The organism is Flavobacterium sp. PL002 (genome assembly GCF_054165825.1).
The window spans coordinates 270,652-289,119 of sequence record NZ_CM135110.1 but is presented as its reverse complement, the minus strand read 5'-3'; the positions used below and the strand labels follow the sequence as shown (position 1 = coordinate 289,119).

13 protein-coding genes are annotated in these 18,468 nt (G+C 33.1%); 4 read left to right on the top strand and 9 right to left on the bottom strand.

The window, feature by feature from the left end:
- The first annotated feature begins 18 nt into the window (after window positions 1-18).
- On the top strand, window positions 19-492 hold the full coding sequence (locus tag ACVEGE_RS01195) for a Dps family protein (protein WP_192500263.1): 474 nt from the start codon (window positions 19-21) through the stop codon (window positions 490-492).
- Window positions 493-779: 287 nt separating this feature from the next.
- Here ACVEGE_RS01195 and ACVEGE_RS01190 read toward each other — a convergent pair whose 3' ends face one another.
- The gene (locus ACVEGE_RS01190; RefSeq protein ID WP_173854258.1) at window positions 780-941 is read right to left on the bottom strand and encodes a hypothetical protein; all 162 of its coding nucleotides are present in this window, start codon (window positions 939-941) and stop codon (window positions 780-782) included.
- A gap of 53 nt (window positions 942-994) precedes the next feature.
- On the opposite strand from ACVEGE_RS01190, the gene ACVEGE_RS01185 reads away from it, so the two are divergent.
- Window positions 995-2,653 carry a SulP family inorganic anion transporter gene (locus tag ACVEGE_RS01185; RefSeq protein ID WP_192500261.1) on the top strand — a complete coding sequence of 553 codons (1,659 nt, stop codon included), beginning with the start codon at window positions 995-997 and terminating at the stop codon, window positions 2,651-2,653.
- Between the two features lie 79 nt (window positions 2,654-2,732).
- Window positions 2,733-3,368, top strand: a complete 636-nt coding sequence (gene can, locus ACVEGE_RS01180) for a carbonate dehydratase (protein WP_173854255.1) — start codon at window positions 2,733-2,735, stop codon at window positions 3,366-3,368.
- 39 nt (window positions 3,369-3,407) lie between these two features.
- Here the strand turns inward: can and ACVEGE_RS01175 are convergent, their stop codons facing one another.
- Window positions 3,408-4,610, bottom strand: a complete 1,203-nt coding sequence (locus ACVEGE_RS01175; protein WP_192500260.1) for an LETM1-related biofilm-associated protein — start codon at window positions 4,608-4,610, stop codon at window positions 3,408-3,410.
- A gap of 110 nt (window positions 4,611-4,720) precedes the next feature.
- Window positions 4,721-5,248: a superoxide dismutase family protein gene (locus tag ACVEGE_RS01170; RefSeq protein ID WP_192500259.1), complete on the bottom strand. Its 528-nt coding sequence runs from the start codon at window positions 5,246-5,248 to the stop codon at window positions 4,721-4,723.
- A 586-nt stretch (window positions 5,249-5,834) separates the two neighbouring features.
- Here ACVEGE_RS01170 and ACVEGE_RS01165 point away from each other — a divergent pair.
- Window positions 5,835-7,865 (top strand): BCCT family transporter, encoded by a 2,031-nt coding sequence (locus ACVEGE_RS01165; protein ID WP_173838501.1) that lies wholly within the window; start codon window positions 5,835-5,837, stop codon window positions 7,863-7,865.
- 240 nt (window positions 7,866-8,105) lie between these two features.
- Here the strand turns inward: ACVEGE_RS01165 and ACVEGE_RS01160 are convergent, their stop codons facing one another.
- The 6 genes from ACVEGE_RS01160 to ACVEGE_RS01135 form a co-directional block, all read right to left on the bottom strand.
- Window positions 8,106-9,896 (bottom strand): acyl-CoA dehydrogenase family protein, encoded by a 1,791-nt coding sequence (locus ACVEGE_RS01160; RefSeq protein ID WP_173857511.1) that lies wholly within the window; start codon window positions 9,894-9,896, stop codon window positions 8,106-8,108.
- A 166-nt stretch (window positions 9,897-10,062) separates the two neighbouring features.
- Window positions 10,063-11,244: an acetyl-CoA C-acyltransferase gene (locus ACVEGE_RS01155; RefSeq protein ID WP_173854248.1), complete on the bottom strand. Its 1,182-nt coding sequence runs from the start codon at window positions 11,242-11,244 to the stop codon at window positions 10,063-10,065.
- A 92-nt stretch (window positions 11,245-11,336) separates the two neighbouring features.
- Window positions 11,337-13,727: a 3-hydroxyacyl-CoA dehydrogenase/enoyl-CoA hydratase family protein gene (locus ACVEGE_RS01150; RefSeq protein ID WP_192500258.1), complete on the bottom strand. Its 2,391-nt coding sequence runs from the start codon at window positions 13,725-13,727 to the stop codon at window positions 11,337-11,339.
- A gap of 118 nt (window positions 13,728-13,845) precedes the next feature.
- The gene (locus tag ACVEGE_RS01145) at window positions 13,846-14,325 is read right to left on the bottom strand and encodes a MarR family winged helix-turn-helix transcriptional regulator (protein ID WP_173854246.1); all 480 of its coding nucleotides are present in this window, start codon (window positions 14,323-14,325) and stop codon (window positions 13,846-13,848) included.
- A gap of 294 nt (window positions 14,326-14,619) precedes the next feature.
- A complete protein-coding gene (locus ACVEGE_RS01140) occupies window positions 14,620-16,395 on the bottom strand; it encodes an AMP-dependent synthetase/ligase (RefSeq protein WP_173854245.1) in 1,776 nt (591 codons plus the stop codon).
- A 1,292-nt stretch (window positions 16,396-17,687) separates the two neighbouring features.
- The gene (locus ACVEGE_RS01135) at window positions 17,688-18,269 is read right to left on the bottom strand and encodes a hypothetical protein (RefSeq protein ID WP_173857507.1); all 582 of its coding nucleotides are present in this window, start codon (window positions 18,267-18,269) and stop codon (window positions 17,688-17,690) included.
- Between the last annotated feature and the right edge of the window lie 199 nt (window positions 18,270-18,468).

Here is an 18,468-nt window from a genome sequence, read left to right as displayed (position 1 = left end):
GTATAAAAATTAACGATTATGAAAACGAATATTTTAGGATTACCAGTAAAAGAATCAGAATTAATTGTAAACGAATTGAATACATTGTTAGCAAACTTTCAAGTTTATTATCAAAATTTAAGAGGAATTCACTGGAATATTAGAGGGAAACGTTTCTTTGATTTACACGTAAAATTTGAAGAGTTGTATAATGATTCTCAATTAAAAATTGATCTGATTGCTGAGCGTGTACTTACATTAGGAGGAAGACCACTGCATACTTTTGAGGATTACATTGCAAACAATCAATTAGTAGTAGGAAAAGATATTTCTAAAGATGAAAAAGCAATTCACCTTATTGTTGCTTCTTTATCAGAACTACTAAAAATTGAAAGAATAATTTTAGATAAAGCAGCCGCTATTAATGATGAAGGTACTAATAGTATGATGAGTGATTTTATTGCTGAGCAAGAAAAAACAATATGGATGATGCAAGCTTGGTTAGAGGAATAATGGTATTATTATAATATAAAGTAAGCGCCAGATTATTAATGTATTAATAGTCTGGCGTTTTTTTTTAATGTTAAATTTTTATAAATTTTCTGCACTTGTTTTTGTTTTAACAAGTTAAACCATATTTTTGCATTAATGAAAGTAATTGCAAGTATCTTTTTATTCTTATTCATAGCCTTTTTGGCTACGCCACCTATTGTGACGATAATAGAAAAGTCATGCGATACCACATTAATTTTCAGTCTCTCTGAAGAAGAACACACCCAAAAAGAAATTAAAGTTTTTACTTACCATGAAGAAGTTCTTCCTGAGCTTTTAATAGGTAAATACAATAAAACTACATTAATACTATCTGAGAACTTGTCTAAACATGATAAGATTACTCGCAGTATTTTTTCGCCTCCTCCTGACATAGCATAGTACATACCGTTTTTTATAAATTTAAACATGAATTTGCATATCTTTATGCTTCAGTGTTTTGTATATTAATTATTATTGTATTATGACAAAGAAAATCAATCTTTTTGCTAACCTTAAATCAGATTTTGCTTCTGGTTTAGTTGTTTTTTTGGTGGCGCTACCTTTATGTTTAGGAATTGCATTAGCTTCTGGTGCACCACCATTAGCCGGGATTATCTCTGGTATTATTGGAGGACTTGTTGTGGGGTATTTAAGTAAATCACACCTTAGTGTTTCTGGACCTGCAGCTGGTTTAACAGCAATTATATTGACAGCCATCACTGATTTTGGGGCTTTCGATATTTTTTTAACAGCAGTGCTTATTGCTGGATTCGTACAGCTAGCTTTAGGTTTTATTAAAGCAGGTAGTATTTCAAACTATTTTCCTACTAATGTAATCGAAGGAATGCTAGCAGGTATTGGGGTAATTATTATCCTAAAACAATTGCCTCATGCTTTTGGTTATGATGCTGATTTTGAAGGCGATCAATCATTTGCTCAGGAAAATGGAAATAACACTTTTTCATCTTTATTTGAAGTATTCAACCACGTTCAACTTGGAGCTATTATTATAACAATAGTTTCATTGGTAATTTTAATCTCTTGGGATAAAGTTCCTTTTTTTAAGAAATTAAAATTAGTGCCAGGTGCTTTAATTGCTGTTGCATCAGGAATTATATTAAATGAGATTTTTATCTCTTCTGGAAGTTCTCTTGCAATTTCAAAAGAACATTTAGTTTCATTACCTGTTCCTACTTCTTTTGAAGAATTAAAAGGAATTATTGTTACTCCAAATTTTTCTGGATTTACAAACCCTAAAGTATGGGTTGTAGGGTTGACCATTGCTATTGTAGCTTCTATTGAAACTTTATTATGCATCGAAGCTTCGGACAGAATGGACGAACAAAAAAGATATACAGACACTAATATTGAGCTTAAAGCACAAGGAATTGGTAATATTTTAAGTGCATTAATTGGTGGTTTACCTATGACATCTGTTGTAGTGCGTACTTCAGCTAATAATGCGGCTGGAGCCAAATCAAAAATGTCGGCTATCATTCACGGAGTATTATTACTTATAAGTGTATTGGCTATTCCAGTTATTCTAAATAGAATTCCATTAGCTACTCTAGCTACGATATTAATCTTAGTTGGATATAAATTAGCAAAACCTGCAACATTTAAACATTTCTGGGAAAAAGGAAAATACCAGTTCATCCCTTTTATCGCTACCTTGATTGCAGTAGTTACTACTGATTTACTTAAAGGTGTTGCATTAGGAATTGTAATTAGTATTATTTTTATCTTAAAAGGAAACCTAAAAAGAGCGTATAGCTTTAAAAAGGAAGAATATGAAGACGGAGATATTATTCATATTGATCTTGCACAAGAAGTTTCTTTTTTAAATAAAGCAGCTATAAAAAGCACTTTAAATGACATTCCAGAAAACAGTAAAGTAATCATTAATGCACAAGATACTGTTTATATTGCACATGATATTTTGGATTTAATTAAAGAGTTTAAAGGAACTCGTGCTAAAGAAGAAAATATAAAGGTAAAACTTAAAGGATTCAAGGACGCATACGATTTAGAAAACACACCTGAAAATGCTAATCATGTTTCATTTGAGCATTATTATGATGTGGCAAAAAGAAAGATGGTTAAAAAAGAATCGGTAACAGAGACATTAGAAAATAATTGAAAAATAACTGTAGATTAATTAACGCATTTGATTTTAATAAATTTTATCGTTAGTTAGTCACTTTAAAACTTAAAAAAAAATGAGTGATTTTTATAAAAAAATACTAGATAATAATAAACAATGGGTTGTTGATGCTTTAGAAAAAGACCCTAACTTTTTTGCCGACTTAGCTAAAGGACAAACGCCACCATTATTATGGATTGGATGTTCAGATAGCCGTGTTCCTGCAAATGAAATCATAGGCGCTAAGCCTGGAGAGGTTTTTGTACATAGAAACATTGCTAACATGGTTGTACACTCTGACATGAATATGTTAAGTGTTTTAGATTATGCGGTTAACGTATTAAAAGTGAAACATGTAATTGTATGTGGACATTATGGTTGTGGTGGAGTTAAAGCTGCAATGGGTAATCAGTCTATTGGAATCATTGACAACTGGATTCGTCATATTAAAGACGTGTACCGTTTACACAATACTTATTTAGACTCTATTGAAGATGAAACAGAACGTTTTAATGCTTTTGTTGAAATCAATATTAAAGAGCAAGTTTTTGATTTATCTAAAACCTCTATCGTTCAAGCAGCATGGAAAAGCGGACAAGCTCTTAGTATTCATGGTTGGGTGTATGGATTGAATTCAGGATTTGTAACCGACTTAGAAGTAAATATCAGTTCGAATACAGATTTAGATGAAGTATTTCAATTGCAATTTTAATATTAAAAAAAAAGCCACTTTATAAAAAGTGGCTTTTTTTTATTCAGTTTCATCTAGATTTTCATTAAATGCTGATGGTAACATCTTTGGGATAAATTTTATTAATATTGGGAGTAATAAACTACCTCCAGGTAAGAGAAATATAGTCAATGATGGCACCGATTTACAGATGTCTAACAATTGCTTTTTAACCTTTTTCTTTTCCTTATCATCTAGGTCTCTAGTGGTAGAAACTGCTAGTAAAATCATTAACTCTTTACTTTGAATAATTTCCTTAACTAGTCTATTTTTATTACGTGTAATCAAAGTTATCACACTTTGAGTGGTTTGATCGTAAAAATGTTTTACTGGATTGGAGTAATTAAAATACGCAATCTCTTTTTTATGTTTACTTATAAAGGCATCCGTATTTTGAATACTATCCGCAACAAAATCATCAGAAACACCAATTAATTCTGCTAGTTTATGTAAAAAGTAAGCTTCTTCATTCTCAATTTCTCCATCGCTCCATAATGCCATTCCGGCCATATCAATTAAATAATATTTCTCTAAGTCCGAAGTGAAATAGTCTAAATTAAGTTCTTCAAGGTTTTGAACACTCACTTTTGAAAATTTGCTATAACGTACAGAAGCTTCAAACAGTTTGATTAATAAATCATCATAAGTAGACTTTTGAGATTTTGTTTTCAAAGCTAATGAAACCAAGCTAATTACAGATTCTTCTATTTTTTTTAAATATTTTTCAGGAATGTGACCGTGTAATAAATATTGGCGAAAAGCCAAAACGTCTACAAATAATAACGCATTAGTCATTATGTGTGAGAAATTTTTACTGATAATATCTATGTTTGTTTGAACACGTTCATCAATAATTTTTTCTAAGTTTAAAGATGGAGCACCATTAGGAAGTACTTTTTTAAACAAATTAAACCCTTGCGGATTCATCTCGTTATAAAAAGCCAAAGCTTTCAGTATAAAATTTTCTGGATTTTCTTCCTTTTGAGTCAATCCATAAATTGCATAAAGGGTGTTGAGTAAGGCTACTTTCGGAATCTCATTTTGTACCCATCCTTTTGTATCTATAGGAACATTTGTTTCAAAAGAAACTACGTGGCCGTATATAAAACCAGTGGCTCTAATTTCATTGTAATACTGGTTAGAGCTGCTAAATACTGTTTGTGTAACAGTTTTTTGCATGGTGAAATATTTGTCTATCCAGCCAGATGCTGATGGATTAATCATTGTAAAGTATTAAGGCTACAAAGCTATAGTTTTTTATGGCTTTGTGGATTAATTTAAAATTAAATAAGTGTGCATTATAAAAATAAAAAATACACGCTTCTAAATAGTAATTATTTAATTATTGCAGAACAAGCAACTCGCGAACCCGCATTTCCTGAAGGTTGTGATACAAAATCGTCCGTACCTTGGTGTACAATTAAACCTTTCCCTAAAATATCTTTTGTAGGATCACCTGAACCAATATTCCATTCATTAGTAGTCATGGTTATCATTCCGTTTCCATTTGCGTCAGCTGTGAAATTTCCAATATCTCCTTTGTGGTACTCACCAACACCCCATTTTCCATGCTTTTTAAAAGTAGGATTCCAGTGTCCTCCTGCTGAACTTCCATCTGCAGCTGAACAGTCTGATTTTTCATGAATGTGTATTGCATGCACGCCTGGTTGCAATCCTGCTAGCTTTGCGGTGAAAGTTACCATGCCATTTTTCTCTACAAATGTTGCGGTACCAGAAACGTTGCTGTTACTTTTGGATTCAAAATCAATTTTTAAGTTTTTTGTATTAGCCGAATCACTATTTGTTTTACAGCCTACTACAACAGCTGCTACTATCATACAAGAAATAAGTATTTTTTTCATGGTTTAAGTTTTAGTTATAAAAGCATAAAATTAGGGATTAATGTGGCCATGATATATCAAAATTTTTAACAAAAGATACAACATTATGATGTAGTTGCTTTTATCTAATGTTGTAAAAGTATCTTGCGGTCATTATTTTGGGGTTCAAAACGGCAAGCTTATTTGGCAAATAAAAAACTGCATCACTAATAATTTTAGTGTTTCATTGACTATTTGCTTGATAGATTGAGTAATCCAACATAATGAGCTGTTTTTTGTCAATTTTTGTTAGTTTTGCAAACCAATTTGCAATTTTTTTGATTCTTTATTTTATTTCTGTTTTAAAATGTAATACAATCAAGATAGCGATAAGTTGCAATATTTTCAAAACTACAATGGCTTTTGTCATTCAATTTTCACTGGAACTCTTTACAGGGTTCTTAGCGTATCATCAATTATTTTATGATGATTACTCAGTGAGCTAAATTTATTTTTAGCAATTAAACATCATTTTTGGGTTTGGTTTTATATTCTAAAGCAGAATTGAGCAGACTATTTTTAATACTGTGAACAAGCATTGTTTGCAGTTAACTTTATTTAACTATTTATGAATAAACTATTATCTTTTTTAGAACAGAAGTATAATTTTAAAACTGATTTCACAAAGTCAGTTGCCTTACCTAGTCTTACGATTATCATCGTAATTTCTCTTTTTTGTGGAATTTTCTCTGTAGAGGCAGAACAATTTTTTAATGTCGTTAAAGGAGTAATTTTCAAAAATTTAGGTTGGCTCTATGTGTTAATTGTTACTGTTTTTGTAATTTTCTTAATAGGTCTGGCAGTTAGTAAACTAGGTAAGATCAAGTTAGGGGCTGATGATACTAAACCAGAGTATTCCTTCTTCTCCTGGGTAGCCATGCTTTTTGCTGCTGGTATGGGAATTGGTTTAATGTACTTTGGTGTTGCCGAAACTATGGCTCATTTTGCTAATCCTGCGATCAGCAATCTTGATGTAAGTTTAAGAGCAAAGGAGGCGCAGTTGTATACGTTCTTTCACTGGGGTTTTCATGCTTGGTCAATTTATGGTGTGGTAGGATTATCTATGGCATATTTTGCGTATCGTCATAATTTGCCTATTGCTATTCGTAGTGGGTTTTACCCAATGTTGAAAGATAAAATACATGGACGTTTTGGTGATATTGTTGACGTTTTTGCTTTGTGTAGTACGTTCTTTGGTATTGCTACTACCTTAGGCTTTGGTGTTTTGCAATTAAGTGCCGGACTTGAAAGTTTAGGTGTGATTCCTAATACTAGCTTCGAGTATCAAGTAGGAATTGTAGTTGTCGTGATGTTGATTGCCATTATATCTGCTACAAGTGGATTAGGAAAAGGAGTTAAAAAACTAAGTGAAATCAATATCATAATGGCGGGTGCGCTAATGCTGTTTGTTTTAATTGCAGGGCCAACCATTTATATATTAAGTACCTTAACAGAAGGAATTGGACATTATGTAAGTAACTTTATGTCATTGACTTTTAATACATACGCTTTCGAAAAAGACAGTCAAGAGTGGTTTTCTAATTGGACGATACTGTATTGGGCTTGGTGGATTTCATGGGCTCCTTACGTAGGACTGTTCATTGCTAAAATTTCTAAAGGTAGAACAATACGTGAGTTTATATTAGCTGTTCTATTCATACCAGCACTTTTCAACTTTGTGTGGATGACCATCTTTGGAAGTAGTGCTATCTGGATTGACAAATTTGTTGCTCATGGTGCTTTAAGCGAATTTGCAAATAATCCGGACACCTTGTTATTTAACTTTTTTGGTTACTTTCCTTTAACTAGTTTGTTGAATGTGCTTTCGATTGCTATTATTTGCGTGTTCTTTATCACATCAGCAGATTCTGGAATATTTATAATGAATGGGATTTCGTCAAAAGGAGCTACAAATTCTCCTAAATGGCAAAATGCTTTTTGGGGAGTTTTGCTTACCGTTGTATCGCTAAGCTTGCTACGCTCTGGAGGATTAGCCTCTTTACAGACCATGACGCTAGTTACTGCACTACCATTCGGGATTATCATGTTGCTGCTTTGTGTGAACTTATGGAAGGCCCTATCGGCAGATAATGAGTACAGTATGACCAAGTATTCTCATGGAAGTTTAAACTGGAATGACTACCACTGGAAGGTTCGTTTACAAAAAATTCTAACCTATTCACAAAAGAAAGATATTAGGAAATTCTTGAATGAAACAGTACGTATTTCATTTGAGGAATTGGTAAGCGAATTAGAGAAGAACCAAATTGAAGCTAGTATTGTTTACCATACTACTCCTAATAATTCTATAGAACTTGTCATCAAACACGAGCAATTACGCGATTTTGTCTTTGGGGTGATGGCACAACCGCAAACCGTATCAGAGACTTTAGTAAACGAATTAAACATGCCTACTATTGATTCTGAAACGATGTTTTTACCAATAACGTATTTTGGTGATCATCGAATGGGTTATGATATTCAATATTTAAGTAAGGACGAAATAATCTCTGACGTTTTAAGAGAGTACGAACGTTTCTTAAACTTAGGTTCAGATGGTACGCATGATTTATTTGTAAAACCAACGGTTATCGAATAATAGCACTGCTATCTATAAAAAAAAACTGCAATCCTGTATTGCAGTTTTTTTTTGCTCTGTTTTTAAATAGAGATGAAGTTGATAAATAACCATCGCTCATCTAATTGTTGCAAGTTATAGCTAGGGTAGTGGTAGGCTTTTATTCGAAAGGGAATATACTAAAAATTAAAAACCGCAATCAAATTAATGAGTGCGGTTTTTTAAACAAATAAAATTCAACTTAAAAACTTTCTTTTTTGCTTAAAAGCAATATTCGTTTTCTGCAACTAATTTAGAAGTAATTGTTTCTCTTAATGCAACTACATTCGGCATGTTAGTGTATTTAGTAAAACGTCTTAATCCCATAAGCATCATACGTTGTTCATCTCCTTCTACGAATGAGATAATAGCTTCTTTACCTTTTTGAGTAACAATATCTACTGCTTGGTATAAGTATAATCTTGCCATTGCAATTTGTTCTTGTACTTTTTCTTCACCTTCTTTCTTAGCTAATTTCTCAGTTCTAAGGATAGTACTTTCTGCCATGTAGATTTCGATTAACATATCAGAAGCCGACATCAAAATTTGTTGGTGAGAGTCTAATTCAGTTCCGAATTTTTGAACTGCACTACCAGCAACCATCATAAAAGCTTTTTTCAATTTAGCTACTAAGTCTTTTTCTTCAGCAAATAACTCAGAGAAATCAGGAGTATCGAATGAAGGAATACCTAATAATTCCTCACCAACTTTAGTTGCAGGGCCTAATAAGTCAACATGTCCTTTCATTGCTTTCTTAATCAACATTCCTACAGATAGCATTCTGTTGATTTCGTTTGTACCTTCGTAAATACGTGCGATACGAGCATCTCTCCAAGCGCTCTCCATTGGAGTATCTTCGGAGAATCCCATTCCACCATAAATTTGGATACCTTCATCAGAACATGCTTGAACGTCTTCAGAAACGGCAACTTTCAAGATAGAGCACTCAATTGCGTACTCTTCAACACCTTTTAATTCGGCATCTTGATGTGTTGATCCTTCAGCTTCACGAGCAGTAATCCTGTCTTCAATATTTTTTGCTGCTCTGTAAGTAGCACTTTCACCAGCATAACAGCTAGCTGCCATATCAGCTAATTTAGAACGGATAGCTCCAAATTGTGAAATTGGCGTGTTAAATTGTATTCTTTCGTTTGCGTAAGCAGTTGCATTTGTGATTACTCTACGTTGCGCGTCTAGACAAGCAGCAGCAAGTTTTATACGTCCAACATTTAAAGCGTTCATTGCAATTTTGAATCCGTTTCCTCTTTCAGATAACATGTTCTCAGCAGGAACTTTTGTTTCATTAAAGAAAACTTGACGAGTAGAAGAAGCTCTAATTCCTAATTTGTGCTCTTCTTCGTTCATTGTAATTCCATTCGCAGGATCATTTTCTACGATGAAACCAGTAATGTTTTTATCATCACCAATACGTGCAAAAACGATGAATACGCTACAGAAACCTGCATTCGAGATCCACATTTTTTGTCCTGTGATAGAGTATGTTTTACCATCTTCAGATAAAACTGCTTTTGTTTTTCCAGAATTAGCATCTGATCCAGCACCTGGCTCAGTCAAACAGTAAGCACCAAACCACTCACCTGAAGCTAATTTAGGAACGTATTTTTGTTTTTGTTCTTCGCTACCGTATAAAGTGATTGGCATAGTACCAATTCCTGTATGTGCTCCAAAAGCTGTTGAGAAAGATCCCGTTGCTCCAGAGATGTAATCACATACTAAAACGGTGTTTACAAATCCCATTCCCATTCCGCCGTAAGCTTCAGGAACAGCTACACTTAAAAAACCTAAGTCACCCGCTTTACGCATAGTTTCTTCAGTTAAAGCATAATCTTTCTTTTCGAAACGGTCTTTATTAGGCCATAATTCTTTATCAACGAACTCTTTTACAGAGTCACGCATCATTATTTGTTCTTCATTGAAGTCTTCAGGAGTGAAGATATCTTCGCACTTTGTTTCTTTTACAAGGAATTGTCCTCCTCTAGTTACGTCTGCCATAATTTGCCCCCTAACCCCCGAAGGGGGAATTCCTACTAGGGGTCAGTAGGGTTTTAAATTCTTTAACCTAAATGAAGTTAAAGATGTGAATATATCTGTTTAAGAACTTGGGAATCTTTTTTTTATATAAAATATTGGTAATTCCCCCTTTGGGGGTTAGGGGGGGTTACATTAGCTCATAAACCCCAGCACTACCTTGACCTGTACCAACACACATCGTAACGATTCCGTATTTATTACCACGACGTTTCATTTCGTCAAATAATTGCACTGACAATTTAGCTCCAGTACATCCTAGAGGATGGCCCATTGCAATTGCACCACCATTTACATTGATGATATCAGGATTTAAATTAAGTTCTCTGATTACTGCTAATGATTGTGAAGCAAAAGCTTCATTCAATTCAATTAAGTCAATATCATTGATAGTTAATCCAGCTTGTTTTAATACTTTTGGTATTGCTTTTACTGGTCCGATACCCATGATTCTTGGTTCAACACCTGCAGAAGCAAAGTTTACTAATCTAGCAATTGGTTCTAGGTTTAATTCTTTTACCATTTCTTCGCTCATAACCAGTACAAAAGCAGCTCCATCACTCATTTGTGATGAGTTACCTGCAGTTACACTTCCACCAGCTTCAAAAACAGGTCTTAATCCTGCTAAAGCTTCCACTGTAGTTCCAGCTCTAGGTCCTTCGTCTTTGTTTACTACGTAAGATTTTGTTTCTTTTTTACCATTTTCATTAACAAACGTTTGTTCTACTGTAATAGGAACGATTTGTTTGTCAAATTTACCTTCTGCTTGTGCTTTTAAGGCTTTCATTTGCGAATTGTAAGCAAATTGATCTTGGTCTTCTCTTGAAACATTAAATTGTTTTGCTACTGCTTCGGCTGTTAAACCCATTCCCCAGTAGTAATCTTCGTTTCCTGCTTTTGCAACGGCATAATCCGGTGTTGGTTTGTAACCTCCCATCGGAATAAAACTCATGCTCTCAGCACCACCAGCAATAATACAATGCGCCATTCCTGACTGTATTTTGGCTGTAGCCATACCTATTGTTTCTAATCCAGAAGCACAGTATCTATTTACAGTAACTCCAGGAACATCTTCAATTTTTAATCCCATTAAAGAGATTAAACGACCTACATTAAGACCTTGTTCTGCTTCTGGCATGGCATTACCTACCATCACATCATCAATACGAGTTTTGTCAAAATCAGGAAGTTCATTCATCATGTATTGAATGGTCTCTGCTGCTAATTCATCAGGTCTTTTAAATCTAAAAACTCCTTTTGGTGCTTTACCAACTGCAGTTCTATATGCTTTTACTATATATGCTGTTTTCATATTTTTTCTTTTAGAGATTTTTAGAAGAAAGAGCCAAGAAGAAAGAGGAACTTAGTTCAGCATCTTGCTTCTTGAATCTTTGCTCTATTTTCTTAGTTACGTAGCGGCTTCCCTTTAGTTAGCATAAATTGAATTCTTTCTAATGTTTTTCTTTCTGTACATAATGATAAGAAAGCTTCACGTTCTAAATCCAATAAATATTGTTCACTTACTAATGTAGGCTCAGATAAGTCACCACCTGCCATTACATACGCTAGTTTGTTAGCAATTTTCTTATCGTGCTCTGAAATGTATTTACCCGCTTCCATTTGGTCAGTTCCTACTAAGAACATTCCTAGAGCTTGTTTACCTAATACTTTTACGTCTGTTCTACGAATAGGTTGTGTGTAACCAGCTTCAGCCATAAGTAAAGCATGTTTCTTAGCTTCTGCAATTTGACGGTCTTTGTTTACTACGATAACGTCTTTACCGTGCTGTAACAATCCAGAATCAAAAGCTTCGTAACCAGAAGTTGATACTTTTGCCATAGCAATAGTCAAGAAATATTCTTGTAATACGTTAAGCTCTACGTCATTTTTATGAAATAAGTCTGATGCACGCAATGCTAGTTCTTTAGAACCACCACCACCAGGAATAACACCTACACCAAACTCAACTAATCCCATGTATGTTTCTGCGGAGGCAACTACTTTATCAGCATGTAAGCTCATTTCACATCCACCACCAAAAGTCATTCCGTGTGGAGCAACTACTACTGGAATAGAAGAATAACGTACACGCATCATCGTGTCTTGGAACATTTTGATCGCCATGTTCAACTCATCATATTCTTGCTCCACGGCCATCATAAAGATCATACCAATGTTTGCGCCAACAGAGAAGTTTCCGGCTTGATTACCAATAACTAATCCTTGGTATTCTTTTTCGGCTAAATCAATGGCTTTATTAATGGCTTGTAAAACATCACCACCAATAGTATTCATTTTAGAAAGGAACTCTAAGTTGATGATTCCATCTCCTAGATCAGTGATTACTCCACCACTGTTGCTCCATATTTTTTTGCTTTCGCGAATGTTGTTCAGGATAATAAAATCATCTTGTCCAGGAATTTTTGTTTGTGCTTTTGCAGGAATACTGTAGTAATTAGTAGCTCCTTCTTTAACAGTATAGAAACTTTTGTTTCCAGCAGCAAGCATCTCATTTACCCAAGCAGCTGGTTCAAGGCCTTCCGCTTTCATAATTTCGATTCCTTTTTCTACTCCAATAGCATCCCAAATTTCGAACGGACCATTTTCCCAACCGAAACCAGCTTTCATAGCATCGTCGATTTTGTATAATTCGTCTGAGATTTCAGGAATTCTATTCGAAACATAAGCAAACATTCCAGAAAAACTTTTTCTGTAAAATTCACCTGCTTTATCTTTACCTTTTACAAGAACTTTAAAACGATTGATTGGTTTATCAATTGATTTAGTTAATTCAAGTGTAGCAAACGACGCTTTTTTAGATGCTCTATATTCTAAAGTATCTAAATCTAAAGTCAGAATTTCTTTTCCTACTTTTTTGTAGAAACCTTGTCCAGTTTTACTTCCTAACCATTTGCTTTCCATCATTTTGTTTACAAACTCTGGAAGTTTAAATAAGTCGTGTTGCTCATCATTAGGACAGTTTTCATAGATTCCGTTAGCAACGTGTACTAAAGTGTCTAATCCTACAACGTCAACCGTTCTAAAAGTAGCCGACTTAGGACGACCAATTACTGGTCCAGTCAATTTGTCTACTTCTTCAATTGTTAATCCCATTTCTTTTACCAAGTGGAATAAACTTTGGATACCATAAATACCAATACGGTTTCCAATAAATGCTGGAGTATCCTTAGCAACAACTGATGTTTTTCCTAAAAATTTCTCTCCATATATAGTAAGGAAGTCCAAAACTTCTGTAGAAGTTTGTGGGCCAGGAATAATTTCAAATAATTTTAAGTAACGCGCTGGGTTAAAAAAGTGAGTTCCACAAAAGTGTTTCTGGAAATCTTCACTTCTTCCTTCACTCATGAAGTGAATAGGAATACCTGAAGTGTTAGACGTAATCAATGTTCCTGGCTTACGGTATTTCTCTACTTGTTCAAAAACTAATTTCTTAATATCAAGTCTTTCAACAACTACTTCAATAATCCAATCAACATCAGCAATTTTTGCCATGTCATCAGTCGTATTCCCTGTCGTGATGCGACTAGCAAATTTTTGACTGTAAATAGGAGAGGGCTTCGATTTCAAAGCATTCATCAAATGCTCATTTACTAAACGATTGCGAACAATTTTACTCTCTAATGTCAATCCTTTTTTAGTCTCTACCTCAGTCAGTTCTCTAGGAACGATATCAAGTAGTAAAACTTCGACACCAATGTTGGCAAAATGGCAAGCAATTCCCGAACCCATAATACCGGATCCGATTACTGCAACTTTTTTAATTGTGCGTTTCATACGTTGTTTTTATTTGTTTTTATTAGAATATGCGCTGCCTAAATGTCGATTTGAGGCAAAAAAGGCGATTGCATACGTGTTTTTGTTAATACTTATTTTAAAAGTGCCTTTTTCTAATTTATTTTATAGAAGTTAAAACACTATCATTTTCTTTTTTTTCGGATACTGGAAAAATATTTTTATCAATAATTAATTCATTGATAACTTCGGCTACTTCTATAAAGTGTTGCAGCTTTTCTTCTGAAAGATTTTCTTTAACCGCTTCATTAAATTTTAAAACAGTATTTTTAGATAAGTCTCTTTTCTCTTTTCCAAAAGGGGTTAAGTAAATTAACACTCCACGACCATCTTCGGGGTTTTTCTTTCTAATGATTAACCCTTTTTCTTCCATAGATTTTAAAGTACGTGTCAAACTAGTGGCTTCCATACCCATTTTTGGACCTAAAGCTGTAGAAGGAGTTCCTCCTTCTTTGTCAATGCTTAATAAAGCAAATCCCGTAGCCATACTTGCATCGTATTTAGATGCTTCTTCATTATACATTCTGGCAACTGCTTGCCATGTAGCTCGAAGAATGTAATCTATAGTTTTATCTTTCATATTTTTCGCAATCGATTTCAAATATACTAAAAAAATACTATGCACGCATAATAAATTCGAATAATTTTTTGTTAAGAATGCTTAAATATAGAAAATCTTATGCTAACTTATTAGTTTGTTTTAAATACTGTACTGTCTTAGTATGCCGCTTTCTAGCTTTGTGTAACTGTTTGCTTTCAAATACTAACACTATTAATAAGAGAATTTTTTTCTAAGTTCTGAATATACTAAAGTAAAAAAAAAGTCATAAAAAAACCACGAATACTAATTCGTGGTTTTTTTATTTGGTTTTGGCTAGTTGAAAATTTTATTATATAAAGCATCGTACTGTTGCAGAATAATTTTACGTTTCAGTTTTAATGTTGGTGTCAAGTGCCCACCTTCTATGGACCATATGTCAGGAGTTAGCTCAAAGCGTTTAATTTGTTCCCAATGTCCAAATTTTACATTGATGTGATCAATTTCTTCTTGAATACGAGCAATTACTTTTTCGTTAGTAACAATTTCTTCGTTAGTTGTTCCTATATCAAATTTATGAATAGCAGCCCATTCTTTTACAAAATCAAAATTAGGTTGGATAAAAGCAGCTGGCATTTTTTGTCCTTCTCCTATTACCATTATTTGTTCGATGAAACGAGATTGTTTCATTAAGTTTTCTATAATTTGCGGTGCGATGTATTTTCCTCCAGAAGTTTTAAACATCTCTTTTTTACGGTCGGTAATTTTTAAGAAACCATCTTTGTCAAATTCACCTATATCTCCTGTATGGAAATATCCGTCTACAATAACTTCGTTAGTTAATTTCTCGTCTTTTAAGTAACCCATCATTACGTTAGGTCCTTTAACAAGGATTTCACCATCGCTAGCAATTTTAACCTCTACACATCCAATTAACTTTCCTACTGTTCCTACTCTAAACCCTTTGTTTCTAAGGTCGTTTACGGAGACTACTGGAGATGTTTCTGTTAATCCGTATCCTTCCATAACCGGAATTTCGGCAGCAGCAAAAACACGTGTTAATCTTGTTTGTAAAGCAGCACTTCCAGAAACCATAAGTTCTAGTTTACCACCCAAACCTTCTTTCCATTTGCTAAAAATAAGTTTACGTGCAATTTTTAATTGAAACTCATACCAAGCACCATTTGCTCCATAAGGCTCATAACGTAATCCTAAGTCAATTGCCCAGAAGAATAATTTTTTCTTGATTCCAGTTAATTCTGTCCCTTTTGCATAGATTTTATCGTAAACTTTTTCTAATAATCGAGGTACAGCAGTAATTACTGTAGGTTTTACTTCTTTTAAGTTATCAGTAATTTTATCAATTGATTCTCCAAAGTAAATAGATACACCATAATATTGGTATAAATAAAGTAACATTCTTTCAAAAATGTGGCATACAGGTAAAAAACTTAATGCAGTTGCATTTCCTTCTTGAAATGGAATACGTTCTGCACTATATAATACATCCGAAACAATGTTTTTGTGCGAAAGCATCACTCCTTTAGGTCTTCCTGTTGTTCCAGAAGTATAGATGATTGTTGCTAAATCATCTTCTTTTACGTTGTTTTTAGCTTCTTCAACTTCATTTTGATTGCTCGTATCTTCACCAAGAGCAAGTAGTTCGTTCCAGTTTTTACATCCGTCAATTTTATCAAAACTAAAAACTTCTTTTAAATGCGGCACTTTATCTCTAATCATATTGACTTTTGCCAATACTTCTACATCCGAAACGAAACAATAACTTGCTTCAGAGTGATTTAAAATGTATTCATAATCTACCTCAGAGATAGTTGGGTAAATAGGCACCGTTTGTGCACCAGTTTGTAAAGCCCCAATATCCATGATATTCCATTCGGTTCTATTATTAGTAGAAATCAAAGCAATTCTATCACCTTTTTTTAAGCCCATTCTTAATAGTGCTCTTGACACTGCATTGGCTTTAGCGATATATTCTTGTGTAGATGTTTTAACCCAAACACCATCAACTTTGGTAACTAATGCATCGGGAATTGTAGTAAATTTATCTTGTTGGTAGTATGGGAAATCAAACAGTCTTGTAATTTGAGTCATTATGTGGGGATATTGAATTGGGTTGCAAATTAAAAAAAAAATGCTTAGGTTTTTTGATTTTAAAAAATTAAATCAAAAAAAATATGGTTTTTTCAAGTTTTTCACGAAATCGTTTTCTCTAAATGCTGATTTAAAGGTTTATTTGCGGTTACAAGACTGTTTTATTAATGCGGTATTTAGAACTATTTTTCAAAAAAAACTGTTTTTTTGACTTTGAAATACTATAATTACCATTTTTTTGTTAGCTAAATTACCCAAGGGATATAAATATAGAAGGTAGTGCCTAGTTCTTTCTTAGTTTTCTGCTTGAATAAGTTCGTCGTGATTATCAATGATTTTTTTTACAATAGCCAAGCCTATCCCTGTTCCCATTTTGATTTCGGTAGTTCCTAATCACTTAAAAAGATTGAATATTTTATCACCATATTTATAGCTAAAACCAATTCTGTTAGCTACAATTTTTAGGCAAAAATAATTTCTATTAGTTTACAAAAAAAAAACTTTTTCACAGATGAATTTATTTCTGAAACACAGTTAACTGTAATGTGTTGATAAATAACACGTTTTGAGAATTTTAAAGCATTTGAGATTAAAATGTAAATAAGCTGTCTAAATTGAAAAGGAGTTACAGTGATGTCTACGTTATTTAAGATTTCAATTTGAACTTTTATTCTTATCTCTTAAAAATCATGTTTAACATCTTTTACTTAAGATTTTGAAGCTACAATTTTATCTTTTTTTTTATGAAGTAGTCGTTCTGTAATTGTCGAGGAGGCCTTTTATTAACTCACTCATTATGTGCTAAGCCTTATTATTGCTTTGTAAATAGTCTTTTGTCTTCTCAAATTAGGGGTAACTCTTTATAATATAATGGAGTAGAATGATTTAGCTTTACGTAATGGCTCTCGAAAATCATGACTAGAGACAAAATGGAAAGCCTGTAAGTCTATTTTAATTTTTCTACTACAATTTTTTGTGCGGCAATTTCTTTAGTTCTGTCAGGTAGATTTTGCTCAATTATAAGTTCAAATTAGTTATTGTATTCATCTATTTTTTTATTGGTCTCAAATAGAGTTTAAAACGATGCACTTTAAGCACATATTGCTTTGGCTTCTAAAAATTTTAGCCCCAGATTAAATAAGATTGAAAGGATTTAACCTTTGGAAATCAATTTAATCTGTGGCTAATTTTAATTTTTTCTGCAATCCAACTTTGTAGACTTTTAGTCTTCCAAACTAAATCTATGGACTTACAGCCTATAGTGGTTTAGTTATATCATTAGCGTCAATAAATTATTGTGGTTTTTCTTCGTAATCCTTAGATCTTTCACCTAATATGAACATTTTTTTCTTTTTAAAATGAATTGAAAACTGCACTTCTTTCCAATCACCATAAATTGTATCGGGATTGATTTCCTTTTCCTTAGATGGAGTAGCTGCTTCAGTTGTCTCTATTTCTGGAGTTTCTTCATATTGACCAAACTCGTCCATGCTATTATCTTCTTCAACAGTAGTTGTGTCAATGATTTTAAATGTCTTGTCACTTTCGTCTGTTTTATACCACAGCGAGTATACAGCACTGCTAAAACCTTCTTTAAATATTGGAATTCCTTGTTTTGAACATTCAATACCCCAAGTCATACTCTTAGGTGCTTGATCATGCAATTGAAATATTCCAGTACCGTTTGGGTTTAACTGAACGATTGGTTCTGTTACTCCTTCAAATAGATAGGTACCAGTAATAGGGTATTTTATATCAGTTTTAATAAAATGTTCTTTATCATTAACGGTAATGGATATTGCATTATATTGTGCATAGGAATTTGTTACAAACAAAATTGTAATAATAAAAAGAAGATTTAGAGATTTCATCATTTATAGATTTGTGGGATTAAAGTTGTAAATGAAACTTTATAGTTATAGAATGGCGAATTTAGTAAATTCAGGTTTAAATTAACAGCTATTTTTGGTGATCCTTTTTGGTTTTTTTTAGTATGTTTTTATGAATATTGATTATGAGTCAGTTGTGCTCTTGTATTGTATGAAAAAACCAATAATCAAATTTGATTAATTA

What these genes read in the sequence shown, in the direction of transcription:
- ACVEGE_RS01195 (WP_192500263.1), top strand. Translation starts at nt 19, where the DNA reads ATGAAAACGAATATTTTAGGATTACCAGTAAAAGAATCAGAATTAATT.
- ACVEGE_RS01190 (WP_173854258.1), bottom strand. Translation starts at nt 941, where the DNA reads ATGTTTAAATTTATAAAAAACGGTATGTACTATGCTATGTCAGGAGGA.
- ACVEGE_RS01185 (WP_192500261.1), top strand. Translation starts at nt 995, where the DNA reads ATGACAAAGAAAATCAATCTTTTTGCTAACCTTAAATCAGATTTTGCT.
- can (WP_173854255.1), top strand. Translation starts at nt 2,733, where the DNA reads ATGAGTGATTTTTATAAAAAAATACTAGATAATAATAAACAATGGGTT.
- ACVEGE_RS01175 (WP_192500260.1), bottom strand. Translation starts at nt 4,610, where the DNA reads ATGATTAATCCATCAGCATCTGGCTGGATAGACAAATATTTCACCATG.
- ACVEGE_RS01170 (WP_192500259.1), bottom strand. Translation starts at nt 5,248, where the DNA reads ATGAAAAAAATACTTATTTCTTGTATGATAGTAGCAGCTGTTGTAGTA.
- ACVEGE_RS01165 (WP_173838501.1), top strand. Translation starts at nt 5,835, where the DNA reads ATGAATAAACTATTATCTTTTTTAGAACAGAAGTATAATTTTAAAACT.
- ACVEGE_RS01160 (WP_173857511.1), bottom strand. Translation starts at nt 9,896, where the DNA reads ATGGCAGACGTAACTAGAGGAGGACAATTCCTTGTAAAAGAAACAAAG.
- ACVEGE_RS01155 (WP_173854248.1), bottom strand. Translation starts at nt 11,244, where the DNA reads ATGAAAACAGCATATATAGTAAAAGCATATAGAACTGCAGTTGGTAAA.
- ACVEGE_RS01150 (WP_192500258.1), bottom strand. Translation starts at nt 13,727, where the DNA reads ATGAAACGCACAATTAAAAAAGTTGCAGTAATCGGATCCGGTATTATG.
- ACVEGE_RS01145 (WP_173854246.1), bottom strand. Translation starts at nt 14,325, where the DNA reads ATGAAAGATAAAACTATAGATTACATTCTTCGAGCTACATGGCAAGCA.
- ACVEGE_RS01140 (WP_173854245.1), bottom strand. Translation starts at nt 16,395, where the DNA reads ATGACTCAAATTACAAGACTGTTTGATTTCCCATACTACCAACAAGAT.
- ACVEGE_RS01135 (WP_173857507.1), bottom strand. Translation starts at nt 18,269, where the DNA reads ATGATGAAATCTCTAAATCTTCTTTTTATTATTACAATTTTGTTTGTA.